We start from the raw sequence: 14,482 nt of genomic DNA, 5'->3' as shown, positions 1-14,482 counted from the left end.
TTTGAGCTACTGCGCCGGGTGCGCTTTGTTTATTCGGCCTATGGTCGAGCCATCGTAGGCCCGGTAAGCGTAGCGCCACCGGGCAAAAAACTTACCTGAAACTGACCTTTTCACCCGCCTGCGCAGTCGCGGCTTGCTCCAGCAGATCCCAGAATGTTTCGCCACTACGGTCGCACACCCACACGTCACCTTTTAGATCGAAATGGTAGCCACCCTGCTTGGCAGCCAGCCAGACCTGGTGAAGCGGCTCCTGGCGGTTAATAATGATTTTGCTGCCGTTCTCAAAACTTAGGGTCAGGATACCGCCGTTGATTTCGCAATCGATATCGCTGTCGCCATCCCAGTCGTCCAGGCGCTCTTCGATGGTCATCCACAGGGTGTCGGCAAGGCGATGAAATTCACTGTCGTTCATGGTTTTGTTCCTGTTTTTCGTGATGGCGGCAGTATAACGCTAAATAATTCCCGTTGCAGGAAAGCGGCAAACTCTTGCTTTTGTGTCTCCTCCTGCGATGATAGAAAACAGAAAGTATGAACTTACGGGCAACTTATAATGAAAAACGTTTTCCGAACGCTTGCCGTTCTCATCACTCTGTTTAGCCTGACCGGCTGTGGGCTTAAGGGACCGCTGTATTTCCCTCCTGCGGATAAAACTGCGCCACCGCCCACCAAACCTGTGCACAGCAGCATTGAGTCAGCTTCGCCGGACACTAACGATCGTGGTGATAACGGTGGCCCGACTCAGGTGAATTACTGACAATTACGTTCTGTACCGCGCAATGGAGCAAATGATGCAGTTCTCTAAAATGCATGGCCTTGGCAACGATTTTATGGTCGTCGACGCGGTAACGCAGAATGTCTTTTTCTCCCCGGAGCTGATCCGCCGTCTGGCTGATCGACATCTGGGTGTAGGGTTTGATCAACTGCTGGTGGTTGAGCCGCCGTACGATCCCGATCTCGATTTTCACTATCGTATTTTTAACGCTGACGGCAGTGAAGTATCACAGTGCGGCAATGGTGCGCGTTGCTTTGCCCGCTTTGTCCGTCTGAAAGGACTGACCAATAAGCGTGACATACGTGTCAGTACCGCCAATGGCCGTATGGTGTTAAGTGTGAGCGACGATGACCTGGTGCGAGTGAACATGGGTGAACCTAACTTCGAGCCATCAGCCGTACCGTTTCGCGCTAACAAAGCGGAAAAGACCTATATTATGCGTGTAGCCGAGCAGACAGTATTGTGCGGCGTCGTCTCAATGGGTAACCCACACTGCGTGATTCAGGTGGAAGATGTCGATATTGCTGCGGTAGAAACGCTTGGACCGGTGCTGGAAAGCCATGAACGCTTCCCGGAGCGAGCTAATATCGGTTTCATGCAGGTGGTGAAACGCGAGCATATCCGTCTGCGTGTTTACGAGCGCGGCGCTGGCGAAACACAGGCCTGTGGTAGTGGGGCCTGTGCTGCTGTTGCAGTTGGCATCTCTCAGGGGTTGCTGGCAGAAGAGGTTCGCGTGGAATTGCCAGGTGGTCGTCTTGATATCGCCTGGAAAGGACCGGGTCATCCACTGTATATGACTGGCCCGGCGGCACATGTCTATGACGGGTTTATTCATCTATGAAACAGCCAGGGGAAGAACTGCAGGAAACGGTGACAGAACTGGACGACCGGGCTGTTGTTGATTACCTGCTGCGCAATCCTGAGTTTTTTATCCGCAATGCACGCGTCGTCGAACAGATGCGCGTGCCGCATCCGGTTCGCGAAACGGTGTCACTGGTCGAATGGCACATGGCTCGGGCCCGCAACCATATCAATCAGCTCGAAGAAAACATGACGCTATTGATGGAGCAGGCCAGTAATAACGAAAGCCTGTTCTATCGTCTGCTGCATTTGCAGGCACGTCTGGCGTCGGCACACAGCCTTGACGAGTTCCTCAGCCGTTTCCATCGCTGGGCGCGCGAGCTAGGGTTGGCTGGGGCCACGCTTCGGCTCTTCCCGGACCGCTGGCGTATTGGCGCCCCATCCGGTTTCACCCATCTGGCAATCAGCCGTCAGGCCTTTGAGCCGCTGCGTATCCAGCGTCTGGGCCATGAGCATCACTATCTTGGGCCATTGAATGGTCCCGAACTGCTGGTGGTACTGCCGGAGGCCAAAGCGATAGGTTCGGTGGCGATGTCGTTGATGGGGCGAGATGGCGATCTGGGCGTTATGTTGTTCACCAGTCGCGATGCACATCATTACGAGCAAGGGCAAGGTACACACCTGTTGCAGGAAATTGCGCTGATGTTGCCTGAGCTACTGGAGCGCTGGATTGAACGGATATGACGGACGGACTGCTTACCCCTGACGTTACGCGGTTTCTGCGTTTTCTGGGTGTTGAACGCCAGCTCAGCCCGATCACGCTGCTGAACTATCAGCGTCAGCTTGATGCCATCATGCAGATTGCCGAAGAGCTCGGCCTGAAAAGCTGGCAACAATGTGACGCTGCGATCGTGCGTGCTTTTGTGGTACGTAGCCGGCGTAAAGGATTAGGCCCGGCAAGCCTGGCACTGCGTCTTTCTGCACTGCGTAGCTTCTTTGACTGGCTCGTGAGCCAGGGGAGCTTAAAGGCCAACCCAGCGAAGGGTATTGCTACGCCAAAAGCGCCACGCCATCTGCCTAAAAATATTGATGTGGACGATGTGAATCGGCTGCTGGATATCGATCTGAACGATCCGCTGGCTGTCCGCGATCGGGCGATGCTGGAGGTAATGTACGGGGCCGGACTGCGTTTGTCGGAGCTGGTGAATCTCGATCTTAAACATCTCGATCTCGACACGGGGGAAGTGTGGGTGATGGGTAAGGGCAGCAAAGAGCGCCGCTTGCCGATTGGCCGCAATGCGGTGTCCTGGATCGAACACTGGCTGGATTTACGCGGATTGTTTGGTGCAGAGGAGAATGCACTCTTTTTGTCGAAACTCGGTAAGCGGATCTCTGCGCGTAATGTGCAGAAACGATTTGCCGAATGGGGCATCAAACAAGGGCTGAACAGCCATGTTCATCCCCACAAGCTGCGCCACTCTTTTGCGACCCATATGCTTGAGTCGAGTGGCGATCTGCGTGGTGTACAGGAGTTGCTGGGCCATGCCAATTTATCCACGACTCAAATCTATACCCATTTAGACTTTCAACACCTCGCCTCGGTGTATGACGCGGCGCATCCACGCGCCAAACGGGGGAAATAATGCGTTTTTACCGCCCATTAGGTCAGATTTCAGCACTAACGTTTGACCTTGATGACACTCTTTATGACAACCGCCAGGTGATCCTGCGTACCGAACAGGAATCGCTGGCGTTTGTGCAGAACTATCATCCGGCATTGAAAGAGATGCAAAACAAAGACTTTCAGCGTTTACGCCAGGCGCTGCGTGAAACGGAGCCGGATATTTATCATGATGTCACAGAGTGGCGTCGTCGTGCGGTTGAACAAGCGATGTTAAACGCCGGCATGAGTGCGCACGATGCTGCCATTGGTGCAGAAGCGTCGATGGAGAACTTTGCTAAATGGCGTAGCCGTATCGATGTGCCGCAGGAAACCCACGACACACTGGCAAAGCTTGCCGAAAAATGGCCGCTGGTGGCGATTACCAACGGTAATGCCCAGCCAGAGCTGTTTGGCCTGGGTGACTACTTTGAATTTGTCCTGCGTGCTGGCCCTGACGGACGTGCGAAGCCATTTAACGATATGTACCATCTGGCGGCGGAAAAGCTCGCCTTGACGCCTGGAAAGATCCTCCACGTCGGCGATGACCTGACGACAGACGTCGCCGGTGCAATTCGCTGTGGAATGCAGGCGTGCTGGATCAAACCAGAAAACGCCGATCTGATGCAAGCCAATGATAGCCGCCTGCTGCCACACGTCGAAATTTCGCGGTTGGCATCCCTCACCACGCTGATATAATCACCAGCAGTATTGTATAAATTAACAGTATGTCCGGCAGAAAAAGTGCTGCCGGGCAGATGACTTCTGGCGGTGCCAATGGACGTTTCTTACCTGCTCGACAGCCTTAATGATAAACAGCGTGAAGCGGTTGCCGCATCGCGCACCAACATGCTGGTGCTGGCCGGGGCGGGCAGTGGTAAGACACGCGTACTGGTTCACCGCATCGCCTGGCTGCAAAGCGTGGAAAACTGTTCGCCATATTCCATTATGGCGGTGACGTTTACCAACAAAGCGGCGGCGGAAATGCGCCACCGTATTGCCCAACTGATGGGAACAAGCCAGGGCGGTATGTGGGTCGGCACGTTCCACGGGCTGGCGCACCGTTTACTGCGTGCGCACCATATGGACGCGAATTTGCCGCAGGATTTCCAGATCCTCGACAGCGAAGACCAACTGCGTTTGCTTAAGCGTCTCATCAAGGCGATGAACCTGGATGAGAAGCAATGGCCGCCGCGCCAGGCCATGTGGTACATCAATGGTCAGAAAGACGAAGGGCTGCGTCCGCACCATATTCAGAGCTTTGGTAACCCGGTCGAGCAGACCTGGCAGAAGGTTTATCAGGCCTATCAGGAAGCCTGCGATCGCGCAGGTCTGGTGGATTTTGCCGAGTTGCTGCTGCGGGCGCATGAATTGTGGCTCAACAAGCCACACATTCTTCAGCACTATCGCGAGCGCTTCACCAATATCCTGGTCGATGAATTCCAGGATACCAACAACATTCAGTACGCGTGGATCCGCCTGCTGGCAGGTGATACCGGCAAGGTAATGATTGTCGGCGATGATGACCAGTCAATTTATGGCTGGCGCGGTGCGCAGGTCGAAAACATCCAGCGTTTCCTTAAAGACTTCCCTGGCGCAGAAACCATTCGTCTGGAGCAGAACTACCGTTCGACGAGCAATATTCTGAGCGCCGCAAACGCCCTGATTGAAAACAACAATGGGCGTCTGGGCAAAAAACTGTGGACTGATGGCGTCGACGGTGAGCCGATCTCTATCTATTGTGCGTTCAACGAGCTCGATGAAGCCCGCTTCGTCGTGAATCGCATCAAAACCTGGCAGGACAACGGTGGTGCGCTGGAACAGTGTGCGATCCTCTACCGCAGCAACGCCCAGTCGCGTGTGCTGGAAGAGGCCTTGTTGCAGGTCAGCATGCCGTACCGTATTTACGGCGGTATGCGCTTCTTCGAACGTCAGGAAATCAAGGATGCGCTTTCTTACCTGCGTTTGATTGCCAATCGCAATGATGATGCGGCGTTTGAGCGCGTAGTGAATACGCCGACCCGCGGCATTGGCGACAGAACGCTGGACGTGGTGCGTCAGGCCTCCCGTGATCGTCAGCTCACGCTGTGGCAGGCATGTCGTGAGCTATTGCAGGAAAAAGCGTTGGCTGGACGGGCTGCCAGTGCACTGCAACGTTTCCTTGAGCTTATCGATGCGCTGGCGCAAGAAACCGCCGATATGCCGTTACATGTCCAGACCGACCGGGTCGTGAAAGATTCCGGTCTGCGTACGATGTATGAGCAAGAAAAAGGCGAGAAAGGCCAGACGCGTATCGAAAACTTAGAGGAACTGGTGACGGCAACGCGCCAGTTCAGCTACAACGAAGAAGACGAAGACCTGATGCCGTTACAGGCGTTTCTCTCTCACGCTGCGCTGGAAGCGGGAGAAGGGCAGGCGGATACCTGGCAGGATGCGGTGCAGTTGATGACGCTGCACTCGGCTAAAGGTCTGGAGTTCCCGCAGGTGTTTATCGTCGGAATGGAAGAAGGGATGTTCCCAAGCCAGATGTCGCTGGATGAAGGTGGGCGTCTGGAGGAAGAACGTCGCCTGGCGTATGTGGGTGTAACCCGTGCGATGCAGAAGCTGACGCTGACCTATGCGGAAACCCGACGCTTATACGGCAAAGAGGTCTATCATCGCCCATCACGCTTTATCGGCGAGCTGCCGGAAGAGTGCGTGGAAGAGGTGCGTCTGCGTGCCAGTATTAGCCGCCCGGTAAACCATCAGCGGATGGGAACGCCTGTCTCGGAAAACGATACCGGTTACAAGCTGGGCCAGCGCGTTCGCCATGCGAAATTTGGTGAAGGCACTATCGTGAATCTGGAGGGCAGCGGCGAGCATAGCCGGTTGCAAGTGGCGTTTCAGGGGCAAGGTATCAAATGGCTGGTGGCAGCCTACGCCCGACTGGAAACAGTCTAACTTTCAGAAAAATATCATTATTTTGTAATATTCTGCTAGCCTTATATGCTGAAGGTCAATTAATGCCCTTCAGCGTTTCGTTGCGTGTTGACGCCGCTATTATTGCTGGCGTAACATGCGCGCACGATTACGCTAAGAGGACATTCGCCTTGGACACACCCAGTAGATACTGGCTCAATTCCCTGTCAACCAGGAACAACTCCTAAGGCTATCTCCTCTTGCTGATGGCCTTAGTGGTTGTCAGCGACCTGTTTTTCCCGTCGCGCTGAGTCAGGCTGTTTAATGGTCTGAAACCCAATTTGTTTCTGTGTGCCCACCGAACTGTCCGATATTTTTTGCATTGGGAGTCCCGGTCATGTTGAGCGCATTTCAACTCGAAAATAACCGACTGACTCGGCTTGAAGCCGAGGAGTCACAGCCCCTCATTGATGCCGTATGGGTGGATCTGGTCGAGCCGGACGACGATGAACGCCTTCGCGTACAATCTGAGCTAGGGCAAAGCCTGGCAACCCGTCCAGAACTGGAAGATATCGAAGCATCCGCTCGTTTTTTTGAAGACGAAGACGGTCTGCATATTCACTCCTTCTTCTTCTTTGAAGATGCCGAAGACCATGCGGGTAACTCCACCGTGGCATTTACTATTCGTGACGGTCGCCTGTTTACTCTGCGCGAGCGCGAATTGCCTGCATTTCGTCTGTACCGTATGCGTGCCCGTAACCAGGCGATGGTCGACGGTAACGCGTATGAATTGCTGCTGGATCTGTTCGAAACCAAAATCGAACAGCTGGCGGATGAAATCGAAAACATTTACAGCGACCTGGAAAAGCTGAGCCGCGTCATCATGGAAGGCCATCAGGGCGATGAATACGATGAAGCCCTGTCTACCCTGGCTGAACAGGAAGATATCGGCTGGAAAGTGCGTCTGTGTTTGATGGATACCCAGCGTGCGCTGAACTTCCTGGTGCGTAAGGCGCGTTTGCCGGGTGGGCAGTTGGAACAAGCACGTGAGATCCTGCGCGATATCGAATCCCTGCTACCGCACAACGAATCCCTGTTCCAGAAGGTGAACTTCCTGATGCAGGCGGCGATGGGTTTCATCAACATTGAGCAGAACCGCATCATCAAGATCTTCTCGGTGGTCTCTGTTGTCTTCCTGCCACCGACACTGGTGGCGTCGAGCTACGGCATGAACTTTGAGTTTATGCCAGAGCTGAGATGGAGCTTTGGTTACCCTGGCGCGATTATCTTTATGATCCTCGCCGGGCTTGCGCCGTATCTCTATTTTAAACGGCGTAACTGGCTGTAAAAATCTGGCGGGTGGCGCTGTGCTTACCCGCCCTACAACACCGCTACAATCCTCTGCGCGCCCTGCGCTGTGTATAAATCGCATCTGCGACGAATATCGCCAGTGCGGCCCAGATAAAGGCAAATGTCACCATCTTATCCGCCCCCGGCACTTCGCCGTAGAACATGACGGCTAACAGGAACATCAGCGTTGGGCCGATGTACTGGAAGAAACCCAGGGTGGACAGACGCAGGCGGGTCGCTGCGCCGGTAAAGCACAACAGCGGGATCGTCGTGACCACACCCGCCGCCATTAACATCAGGTTCAGAGACCATGGGTTACTGCCCATATGGCTGGTGGCGCTGTCAGCAATGCCAAACAGATAAATTGCTGCCAGCGGTAGCAGCCACAGGGTTTCGAATAGCATCCCGGTTTGCGCCTCAACGGCGATTTTTTTACGCACCAGACCATAGAAGGCAAAGCTGAACGCCAATCCCAGTGCAATGATGGGGAGCGAACCAAACGTCCAGAGCTGGACCAGGACGCCACAGAAGGCCAGCAGAACAGCCAGCCACTGCATACGGCGGAAGCGTTCACCGAGGAAAATCATCCCCAGTACAATATTGACCAGCGGGTTAATAAAATAGCCCAGGCTGGCTTCCAGCATGTGGTGATTATTCACCGCCCAGATGAACAGTAACCAGTTTCCCCCAATCAGCACCGCAGAAAGTGCCAGCAGGAAGATCTTCTTCGGGGTTTTCAGCAACGTCTTCACGCCTGACCACTGACGGCTAATGCTCATCAGTGCGATCATAAAGAAAAATGACCAGATAACTCGGTGGGTGAGGATTTCGTCAGCTGGTACGTAAGCGATAAGCTTGAAGTACGCCGGTGCGACACCCCAAATAAAATAAGCGGCAAGGGCGAGTAATACGCCCTGCCGCGTCTGTTTAGCATCCATCGGGAAAAATCCATTACAAGAAAGTGCAGTCACTTTACCCGATTTTGCCGTCTCAACCCACCATATAAGTGGCGGTTGCGCTGGCGATATAGACCTGTTCTTCGTTGTGCAATTCGACACGGGCGACGGCAACCTTGTTACCCGCGCGCAACAGGCTACTGGTTGCTGTAAAGCGATTTCCCCGTCCTGGACGAAGATAATCGACGCGTAAATCAATGGTCCCCATACGGGACAGGCGCTGGCGTAGTTCATCTTCATTAATCGTGTCGTGGCGCGTCAGTGTACTGCCCACGCAAACCAGCCCTGCCGCAACATCCAGGGCGGAGGCAATCACGCCACCGTGCAAAATACTTTGCGCCCAGTTTCCCACCATCATCGGTTGGTTGTTAAAACTTAACTGGGCAAAGGCTTTTTCGTAGCGTTCCAGCTCCAGCCCCAGCGCGCGGTTAAACGGCATATGGTAAACAAAGATCTCGCCCACGAGTTTTAGTGCTTCTTCAGCGGTAAGCGTGGCTGACATGAGAAGTGGCGTCCTTTTATTGTTAATAAAATGTTGATTTTATGCCTCAAGCATAAGGAATTCCACTTTCAGAAACCAGGAGGCGGAAGTTGGTGCGGAAGTCTGTAGAATGTCCGCCATATAACTATTCATGGCTTTATTTGTTTTTCAGGAGAACACCACCGATGCGGACGTATCTGGGTTGGTTACTGGTGGCGATTACGCTGCCCTTCACAGCATATGCGCAGGAAGCGACAGTAAAAGAGGTCCACGATACGCCAGACGTACATGGCAGTATCATCGCCAACCTTCTTCAGGAGCATGACAATCCGTTCACGCTCTACCCGTATGACACCAACTATCTGCTCTACACCTGGACCAGTGACATCAACAAAGAGGCGATTAGCTCCTATAACTGGTCTGATAATGCGCGTAAAGATGAAGTGAAGTATCAGCTGAGCCTGGCTTTTCCATTCTGGCGCGGTATTTTAGGGCCAAATTCGGTGCTGGGAGCATCGTATACGCAAAAGTCCTGGTGGCAGCTTTCTAACAGCGGGGAGTCCTCGCCGTTCCGTGAAACTAACTACGAACCGCAGCTCTTCCTCGGGTTTGCGACAGATTACGAGTTTGCCGGCTGGACGCTACGCGACGTTGAAATGGGCTTCAACCATGATTCTAACGGTCGCGCGGACCCGACTTCCCGAAGCTGGAACCGTCTCTATACTCGTTTGATGGCGCAAAACGGCAACTGGATGGTGGAAGTTAAGCCCTGGTACGTGGTTGGCGATACCGATGACAACCCGGATATCACCAAATACATGGGATACTACCAGCTTAAAATTGGCTACCAGCTAGGTGATGCGGTGCTCAGTGCGAAGGGACAATATAACTGGAACACGGGCTACGGTGGTGCGGAAGTGGGCTTAAGCTATCCAGTCAGTAAGCATGTGCGTCTCTATACGCAGGTATATAGCGGCTATGGCGAGTCACTGATTGATTACAACTTCAATCAAACCCGCGTCGGTGTGGGCGTGATGCTGAACGATATTTTCTAGACCCCTCGAATGTTTTTGCGTTAAACGTTGAAGTTTCTCTCTCAGGCGCTGAAAATAGCGCCTGTTTTATTTCTGGCATATGGGGTTAACGTGGCGCAGGCGGAAGTATTGAATCAGGAGTCGCTGGCTAAACAGGTTTTGCATGAAACCTTTGGCTATCAGCAGTTCCGCCCTGGCCAGGAAACCATCATTGAAACCGTGCTGGAAGGCCGTGATTGCCTGGTGGTTATGCCAACCGGTGGCGGAAAGTCGTTGTGTTATCAGGTTCCTGCGCTGGTACTTAACGGCCTCACGGTCGTGGTTTCCCCGCTTATCTCGCTGATGAAAGACCAGGTGGATCAACTGCTCGCCAACGGTGTTGCGGCGGCTTGCCTGAACTCCACACAAACTCGTGAACAGCAGCAAGAGGTGATGGCGGGTTGCCGCACTGGACAGATCCGCCTGTTGTACATTGCGCCTGAACGTCTGATGCTGGACAACTTCCTTGAGCATCTGGCGCACTGGAATCCAGTGTTGCTGGCAGTTGATGAAGCGCACTGTATCTCGCAATGGGGGCACGATTTCCGTCCTGAATATGCCGCATTAGGTCAATTGCGTCAGCGTTTCCCGGCGCTGCCTTTCATGGCGCTGACGGCAACCGCGGACGACACGACTCGCCTTGATATTGTTCGCCTGCTTGGGTTGAACGATCCTTTCATTCAGGTGAGTAGTTTTGACCGTCCAAACATCCGCTACATGCTGATGGAAAAATTTAAGCCGCTGGATCAGCTTTTACGTTACGTTCAGGAACAACGTGGTAAGTCTGGCATCATTTACTGCAACAGCCGCGCAAAGGTGGAAGACACAGCCGCGCGTCTGCAAAACCGTGGCTTTAGCGCTGCGGCGTACCATGCCGGGTTAGAAAACCATATCCGTGCCGATGTGCAGGAGAAATTCCAGCGCGACGACCTGCAAATTGTCGTTGCGACGGTGGCTTTCGGGATGGGCATCAACAAACCCAATGTGCGTTTTGTGGTGCACTTTGATATTCCCCGGAACATCGAATCCTACTACCAGGAAACCGGGCGTGCCGGGCGCGATGGCCTGCCTGCTGAAGCCATGCTGTTTTACGATCCGGCGGATATGGCGTGGTTACGTCGTTGCCTGGAAGAGAAACCCCAGGGCCAGTTACAGGATATCGAGCGCCACAAGCTCAACGCGATGGGCGCGTTTGCTGAAGCGCAAACCTGTCGTCGTCTGGTTCTGCTCAATTATTTCGGTGAAGGCCGCCATGAACCTTGCGGTAACTGTGATATTTGCCTCGATCCGCCTAAGCAATATGATGGGCTAATGGATGCGCGCAAAGCGCTTTCCACCATTTATCGCGTTAATCAGCGCTTCGGGATGGGCTATGTGGTGGAAGTGCTGCGAGGTGCGAATAACCAGCGTATTCGCGATATGGGCCACGATAAGTTGCCTGTCTACGGCATCGGCAAAGATCAAAGCCATGAGCATTGGGTCAGTATCATTCGCCAGCTCATTCATCTCGGCTTTGCCACGCAAAATATTGCCCAGCACTCGGCATTACAACTCACTGAGGCCGCGCGTCCGGTGCTGCGGGGGGATATCGAGCTGAAGCTTGCCGTACCGCGTGTGATTGCGCTGAAACCGCGTGTGATGCAGAAGTCTTACGGTGGTAACTACGACCGCAAGCTGTTTGCCAAGCTGCGCAAGCTGCGCAAGGCTATCGCCGACGAAGAAAATATCCCTCCTTATGTTGTGTTCAACGACGCAACGCTGATCGAAATGGCTGAGCAAATGCCGCTGAGCGCCAGTGAAATGCTCAGTGTTAACGGTGTTGGTACACGTAAGCTGGAACGTTTTGGTAAAGAATTTATGGCGCTTATCCGCTCTCACGCGGATGGTGATGATGAGGAGTAGTCAGTCCGGCGAAAAAGTGCCAGGATGGTGACTCACTGTATTATTTCCCCGCGAGTTAATTATGTTAATGCTATTCCTCACTGTGGCGTTGGTGCATATCGTTGCGCTGATGAGCCCTGGACCTGACTTTTTCTTCGTATCGCAAACGGCTGTTAGTCGTTCTCGTAAAGAGGCGATGATGGGTGTGCTCGGTATCACTATGGGCGTCATGGTGTGGGCAGCCGTTGCGTTGCTTGGTCTTAACCTGATCCTCGCGAAGATGGCCTGGCTGCATAACATCATTATGGTCGGTGGTGGTCTGTATCTGTGCTGGATGGGCTACCAGATGCTGCGCGGGGCGCTCAAGAAAGAAGAAAATACCGTTGCCGAGCCGAAAGTTGAGCTGGCAACTGCGGGGCGTAGCTTTGTTAAAGGTTTGCTGACGAATCTCGCGAACCCGAAAGCCATTATTTACTTTGGCTCTGTGTTCTCACTGTTTGTGGGAGACGATGTCGGTGCGGGTGCGCGCTGGGGCATTTTCTTGCTGATTGTTCTGGAAACCTTCGCCTGGTTTACCGTGGTGGCAAGCCTGTTTGCCTTACCATCAATGCGTCGTGGTTATCAGCGTCTGGCAAAGTGGATTGACGGCTTTGCCGGTGCACTGTTTGCTGGCTTCGGTATTCATCTCATTATTTCTCGCTAAAAGCAGGGAGCTCTGTAGTTAGAGCACCCTGCTTTGGATGTTATTTTTTCTTTGTCGTCGCGGCGCCTGTTCTGACCACAGGCGCAGCAACCCGTTTTGTGGTAGCGGGGAATAACGTGATATCGACAAAATAGTCTTTGCCCAAAATCATGCCATTACCCAACCAGACTACACCCTGATAAAAGAGTTGAATCTCGTCGCCCGTTTTAACAATCCTGTGACCAGTAGAATTACGCACGCTATACCCACTGCGGGTGATTTGCTCCAGCGTGAGTGGGTTTTTGACGTCCGCGTTGTAAAAGCTGGTAACAGACTTCAGATAGTCGCCTGCATATAACCTGGCAATCTCTGTTATCTGTTGTTGCCGGGTTGCCCAATCTACAGCGACTTTATTCGGTATGTTTTGCGCTATAACACCGTACAGTTGTGCGGTTGCACGAGCGACTGCAAGCTGGTTTTTTTTATCCTGTATAAACCGGGATTGATTAAAAACAGTCTGCTCTTTCTTCACCTCCTGCGGGGCTGGCGTCTGTTCTTTCGATGACTTCCAGGGAAGCCAGCTCGATTTCTCCTGCTTTTCTTTCGGTTGTCCTTCAACAGGCACAATCTGTTCCACTTTCCGGAAATAGGCCGCTGTATTGGTGGGTAAAAACAGTGATGTCGCCAGATAAGCCGCACAAGCAAGCTGGCGGTCAGACGGTTCTCCCATGAGGATCAGGACACCTATCGTGCCGGTTTGCATCAGTTTTTGAGGATCAATCTTTTCATGGCTCAGGCGTTGGGCAACGTCTTGTTGTGAAATATCACCCCGTGCAAGGTCGCAAACCAGACTCATCAAAAATGGATTGCGTTTACCCGCCTCCATTGGCGACAAATTAAACAAGGTATCGGTAATCAGGTTATAGGCCGGAATACTGACGTAATTGACGGGCAAGTTTTCTGATGCCGCGAAGCCAGAGGCTGAAGCCAGCAAAGAAAGACCGCCAATGGCGGTCTTGATGATATGAGTTATGCGCATATCCATTACTTACCTGAACGATCTGCCACAATGTCCAGCGTCATACGACGATTGGGAGCCAGGCATTCAATCACTGCCGGGGAGGTTTTCCCTGGGCAATTCACTCGCGGCATCGCATCGCCCATTCCTTTGGTGATGATGTGGCTAGCCGGTATGCCATTCTCAACCAGAAGTGTTTTGACGGATTCCGCGCGAGCCTGAGAAAGCGCAAGGTTGCTGGCCGGTTTGCCAATACGATCGGTGTAGGCCGTCACAATCAGTTGATTGCCGCTGAGCACGTCGTCACTCAGCTCATTTGCCAGTTGGTTGACTTGAGCCACACCGTCCGCGCTCAGTTTAGCGCTGCCGAATGCGAACAGGCTTTCGGCACTTAACTCTTTATGCACAGGTGCAGGGCTTGCTGTGACGGGAGCTACTGCAGCAGGTTTGATGGCGGCCTGAGGTGTCAGGCAATTTTCGGGCAGGAAGAAGAAGCTCTGTGCTTTCATATCAGAATCAAACAGCACTTTGTACTGACAGGTGCGGACGGATTTATCAGCCATTGTGAAGTTGAAAATGTAATCCCACTCCTTCACGTGCAGAACACCTTCGTCAAAATGCGGAACGCCAATCAGCTCATAAACTTGCGCTTTGGTTAACCCGTGGCGCATCTGTTTGAGATTGTCCACATTCACAAAACTGCCTTCAGCCCGAACGGCATCTGATTTGTCAGGGAATACCGGTGCATTCGTTTTCCCTTCTGAGGTGACATTACTAATGGAACGGGTACAGCCGGATAAGAGTGCCAGGCCGCCAACCAATAATGCCAGACGAGTGTATTTACTATAATTCATTACGTTTTCTCTTCAGTATCCCCGGCATTCGCGGCCGGGGATGATAGTTAGGTTCG

The 14,482-nt window shown here is 53.1% G+C and carries 16 protein-coding genes; 11 read left to right on the top strand and 5 right to left on the bottom strand.

From position 1 onward, the window contains the following. Positions 1 to 91 precede the first annotated feature (91 nt). Positions 92 to 412 (bottom strand): iron donor protein CyaY, encoded by a 321-nt coding sequence (gene cyaY, locus GF617_RS15145; RefSeq protein ID WP_181621397.1) that lies wholly within the window; start codon positions 410 to 412, stop codon positions 92 to 94. Positions 413 to 550: 138 nt separating this feature from the next. Here cyaY and GF617_RS15140 point away from each other — a divergent pair, with 138 nt between their 5' ends. The 8 genes from GF617_RS15140 to corA all read left to right on the top strand — a co-directional run bounded on the left by GF617_RS15140 (position 551) and on the right by corA (position 7,479). After that, a complete protein-coding gene (locus tag GF617_RS15140; RefSeq protein WP_181621396.1) occupies positions 551 to 754 on the top strand; it encodes a lipoprotein in 204 nt (67 codons plus the stop codon). Between the two features lie 34 nt (positions 755 to 788). After that, complete coding sequence (gene dapF / locus GF617_RS15135) at positions 789 to 1,613, top strand: diaminopimelate epimerase (RefSeq protein WP_203452011.1); 825 nt, start codon at positions 789 to 791, stop codon at positions 1,611 to 1,613. Continuing rightward, a complete protein-coding gene (locus tag GF617_RS15130; RefSeq protein WP_181621395.1) occupies positions 1,610 to 2,317 on the top strand; it encodes a DUF484 domain-containing protein in 708 nt (235 codons plus the stop codon). Before dapF ends, GF617_RS15130 begins: the two co-directional genes overlap by 4 nt. Further along, a complete protein-coding gene (xerC, locus tag GF617_RS15125; RefSeq protein ID WP_181621394.1) occupies positions 2,314 to 3,216 on the top strand; it encodes a tyrosine recombinase XerC in 903 nt (300 codons plus the stop codon). The genes GF617_RS15130 and xerC overlap by 4 nt, the downstream gene beginning before the upstream one ends. Continuing rightward, the gene (gene yigB / locus GF617_RS15120; protein WP_181621393.1) at positions 3,216 to 3,932 is read left to right on the top strand and encodes a 5-amino-6-(5-phospho-D-ribitylamino)uracil phosphatase YigB; all 717 of its coding nucleotides are present in this window, start codon (positions 3,216 to 3,218) and stop codon (positions 3,930 to 3,932) included. The genes xerC and yigB overlap by 1 nt, the downstream gene beginning before the upstream one ends. A gap of 78 nt (positions 3,933 to 4,010) precedes the next feature. Next, positions 4,011 to 6,173 (top strand): DNA helicase II, encoded by a 2,163-nt coding sequence (gene uvrD, locus GF617_RS15115; RefSeq protein WP_181621392.1) that lies wholly within the window; start codon positions 4,011 to 4,013, stop codon positions 6,171 to 6,173. Continuing rightward, the gene (gene ysgD / locus GF617_RS27530; protein ID WP_375290399.1) at positions 6,134 to 6,379 is read left to right on the top strand and encodes a YsgD/CorL family protein; all 246 of its coding nucleotides are present in this window, start codon (positions 6,134 to 6,136) and stop codon (positions 6,377 to 6,379) included. Before uvrD ends, ysgD begins: the two co-directional genes overlap by 40 nt. Before the next feature lie 149 nt (positions 6,380 to 6,528). Continuing rightward, the gene (gene corA / locus GF617_RS15110; RefSeq protein ID WP_181621390.1) at positions 6,529 to 7,479 is read left to right on the top strand and encodes a magnesium/cobalt transporter CorA; all 951 of its coding nucleotides are present in this window, start codon (positions 6,529 to 6,531) and stop codon (positions 7,477 to 7,479) included. Positions 7,480 to 7,522: 43 nt separating this feature from the next. On the opposite strand, the gene rarD is transcribed toward corA, so the two are convergent. After that, positions 7,523 to 8,419 carry an EamA family transporter RarD gene (gene rarD / locus GF617_RS15105; protein WP_181621389.1) on the bottom strand — a complete coding sequence of 299 codons (897 nt, stop codon included), beginning with the start codon at positions 8,417 to 8,419 and terminating at the stop codon, positions 7,523 to 7,525. 52 nt (positions 8,420 to 8,471) lie between these two features. Further along, positions 8,472 to 8,939, bottom strand: coding sequence for an acyl-CoA thioesterase YigI (gene yigI / locus GF617_RS15100; RefSeq protein WP_181621388.1), 468 nt, complete (start codon positions 8,937 to 8,939; stop codon positions 8,472 to 8,474). Positions 8,940 to 9,103: 164 nt separating this feature from the next. Between yigI and pldA the strand changes: the two genes are divergently transcribed. From pldA to rhtC, 3 genes are all read left to right on the top strand, one after another. Next, the gene (gene pldA / locus GF617_RS15095) at positions 9,104 to 9,973 is read left to right on the top strand and encodes a phospholipase A (protein ID WP_181621386.1); all 870 of its coding nucleotides are present in this window, start codon (positions 9,104 to 9,106) and stop codon (positions 9,971 to 9,973) included. A gap of 90 nt (positions 9,974 to 10,063) precedes the next feature. Beyond that, positions 10,064 to 11,893 (top strand): ATP-dependent DNA helicase RecQ, encoded by a 1,830-nt coding sequence (gene recQ / locus GF617_RS15090; protein ID WP_203452010.1) that lies wholly within the window; start codon positions 10,064 to 10,066, stop codon positions 11,891 to 11,893. 61 nt (positions 11,894 to 11,954) lie between these two features. Then, the gene (gene rhtC, locus GF617_RS15085) at positions 11,955 to 12,575 is read left to right on the top strand and encodes a threonine export protein RhtC (RefSeq protein ID WP_181621383.1); all 621 of its coding nucleotides are present in this window, start codon (positions 11,955 to 11,957) and stop codon (positions 12,573 to 12,575) included. Positions 12,576 to 12,615: 40 nt separating this feature from the next. Here rhtC and GF617_RS15080 read toward each other — a convergent pair whose 3' ends face one another. Both GF617_RS15080 and GF617_RS15075 read right to left on the bottom strand, forming a co-directional pair. Next, positions 12,616 to 13,593 carry a hypothetical protein gene (locus tag GF617_RS15080; protein ID WP_181621382.1) on the bottom strand — a complete coding sequence of 326 codons (978 nt, stop codon included), beginning with the start codon at positions 13,591 to 13,593 and terminating at the stop codon, positions 12,616 to 12,618. 5 nt (positions 13,594 to 13,598) lie between these two features. Continuing rightward, positions 13,599 to 14,426, bottom strand: coding sequence for an OmpA family protein (locus GF617_RS15075; RefSeq protein WP_203452009.1), 828 nt, complete (start codon positions 14,424 to 14,426; stop codon positions 13,599 to 13,601). Between the last annotated feature and the right edge of the window lie 56 nt (positions 14,427 to 14,482).

Origin of the sequence: Lelliottia sp. RWM.1 (assembly GCF_016859735.1) — a bacterium.
In the GTDB taxonomy this organism is placed as follows: Bacteria; Pseudomonadota; Gammaproteobacteria; order Enterobacterales; family Enterobacteriaceae; genus Enterobacter.
The sequence above is the reverse complement of the archived record's forward strand: the minus strand, read 5'-3'. Positions and strand labels throughout refer to the sequence as shown.

Bases quoted from the DNA above. Each gene is read 5' to 3' on its own strand.
- cyaY (WP_181621397.1), bottom strand. From the start codon at position 412: ATGAACGACAGTGAATTTCATCGCCTTGCCGACACCCTGTGGATGACC.
- GF617_RS15140 (WP_181621396.1), top strand. From the start codon at position 551: ATGAAAAACGTTTTCCGAACGCTTGCCGTTCTCATCACTCTGTTTAGC.
- dapF (WP_203452011.1), top strand. From the start codon at position 789: ATGCAGTTCTCTAAAATGCATGGCCTTGGCAACGATTTTATGGTCGTC.
- GF617_RS15130 (WP_181621395.1), top strand. From the start codon at position 1,610: ATGAAACAGCCAGGGGAAGAACTGCAGGAAACGGTGACAGAACTGGAC.
- xerC (WP_181621394.1), top strand. From the start codon at position 2,314: ATGACGGACGGACTGCTTACCCCTGACGTTACGCGGTTTCTGCGTTTT.
- yigB (WP_181621393.1), top strand. From the start codon at position 3,216: ATGCGTTTTTACCGCCCATTAGGTCAGATTTCAGCACTAACGTTTGAC.
- uvrD (WP_181621392.1), top strand. From the start codon at position 4,011: ATGGACGTTTCTTACCTGCTCGACAGCCTTAATGATAAACAGCGTGAA.
- ysgD (WP_375290399.1), top strand. From the start codon at position 6,134: ATGGCTGGTGGCAGCCTACGCCCGACTGGAAACAGTCTAACTTTCAGA.
- corA (WP_181621390.1), top strand. From the start codon at position 6,529: ATGTTGAGCGCATTTCAACTCGAAAATAACCGACTGACTCGGCTTGAA.
- rarD (WP_181621389.1), bottom strand. From the start codon at position 8,419: ATGGATGCTAAACAGACGCGGCAGGGCGTATTACTCGCCCTTGCCGCT.
- yigI (WP_181621388.1), bottom strand. From the start codon at position 8,939: ATGTCAGCCACGCTTACCGCTGAAGAAGCACTAAAACTCGTGGGCGAG.
- pldA (WP_181621386.1), top strand. From the start codon at position 9,104: ATGCGGACGTATCTGGGTTGGTTACTGGTGGCGATTACGCTGCCCTTC.
- rhtC (WP_181621383.1), top strand. From the start codon at position 11,955: ATGTTAATGCTATTCCTCACTGTGGCGTTGGTGCATATCGTTGCGCTG.
- GF617_RS15080 (WP_181621382.1), bottom strand. From the start codon at position 13,593: ATGCGCATAACTCATATCATCAAGACCGCCATTGGCGGTCTTTCTTTG.
- GF617_RS15075 (WP_203452009.1), bottom strand. From the start codon at position 14,426: ATGAATTATAGTAAATACACTCGTCTGGCATTATTGGTTGGCGGCCTG.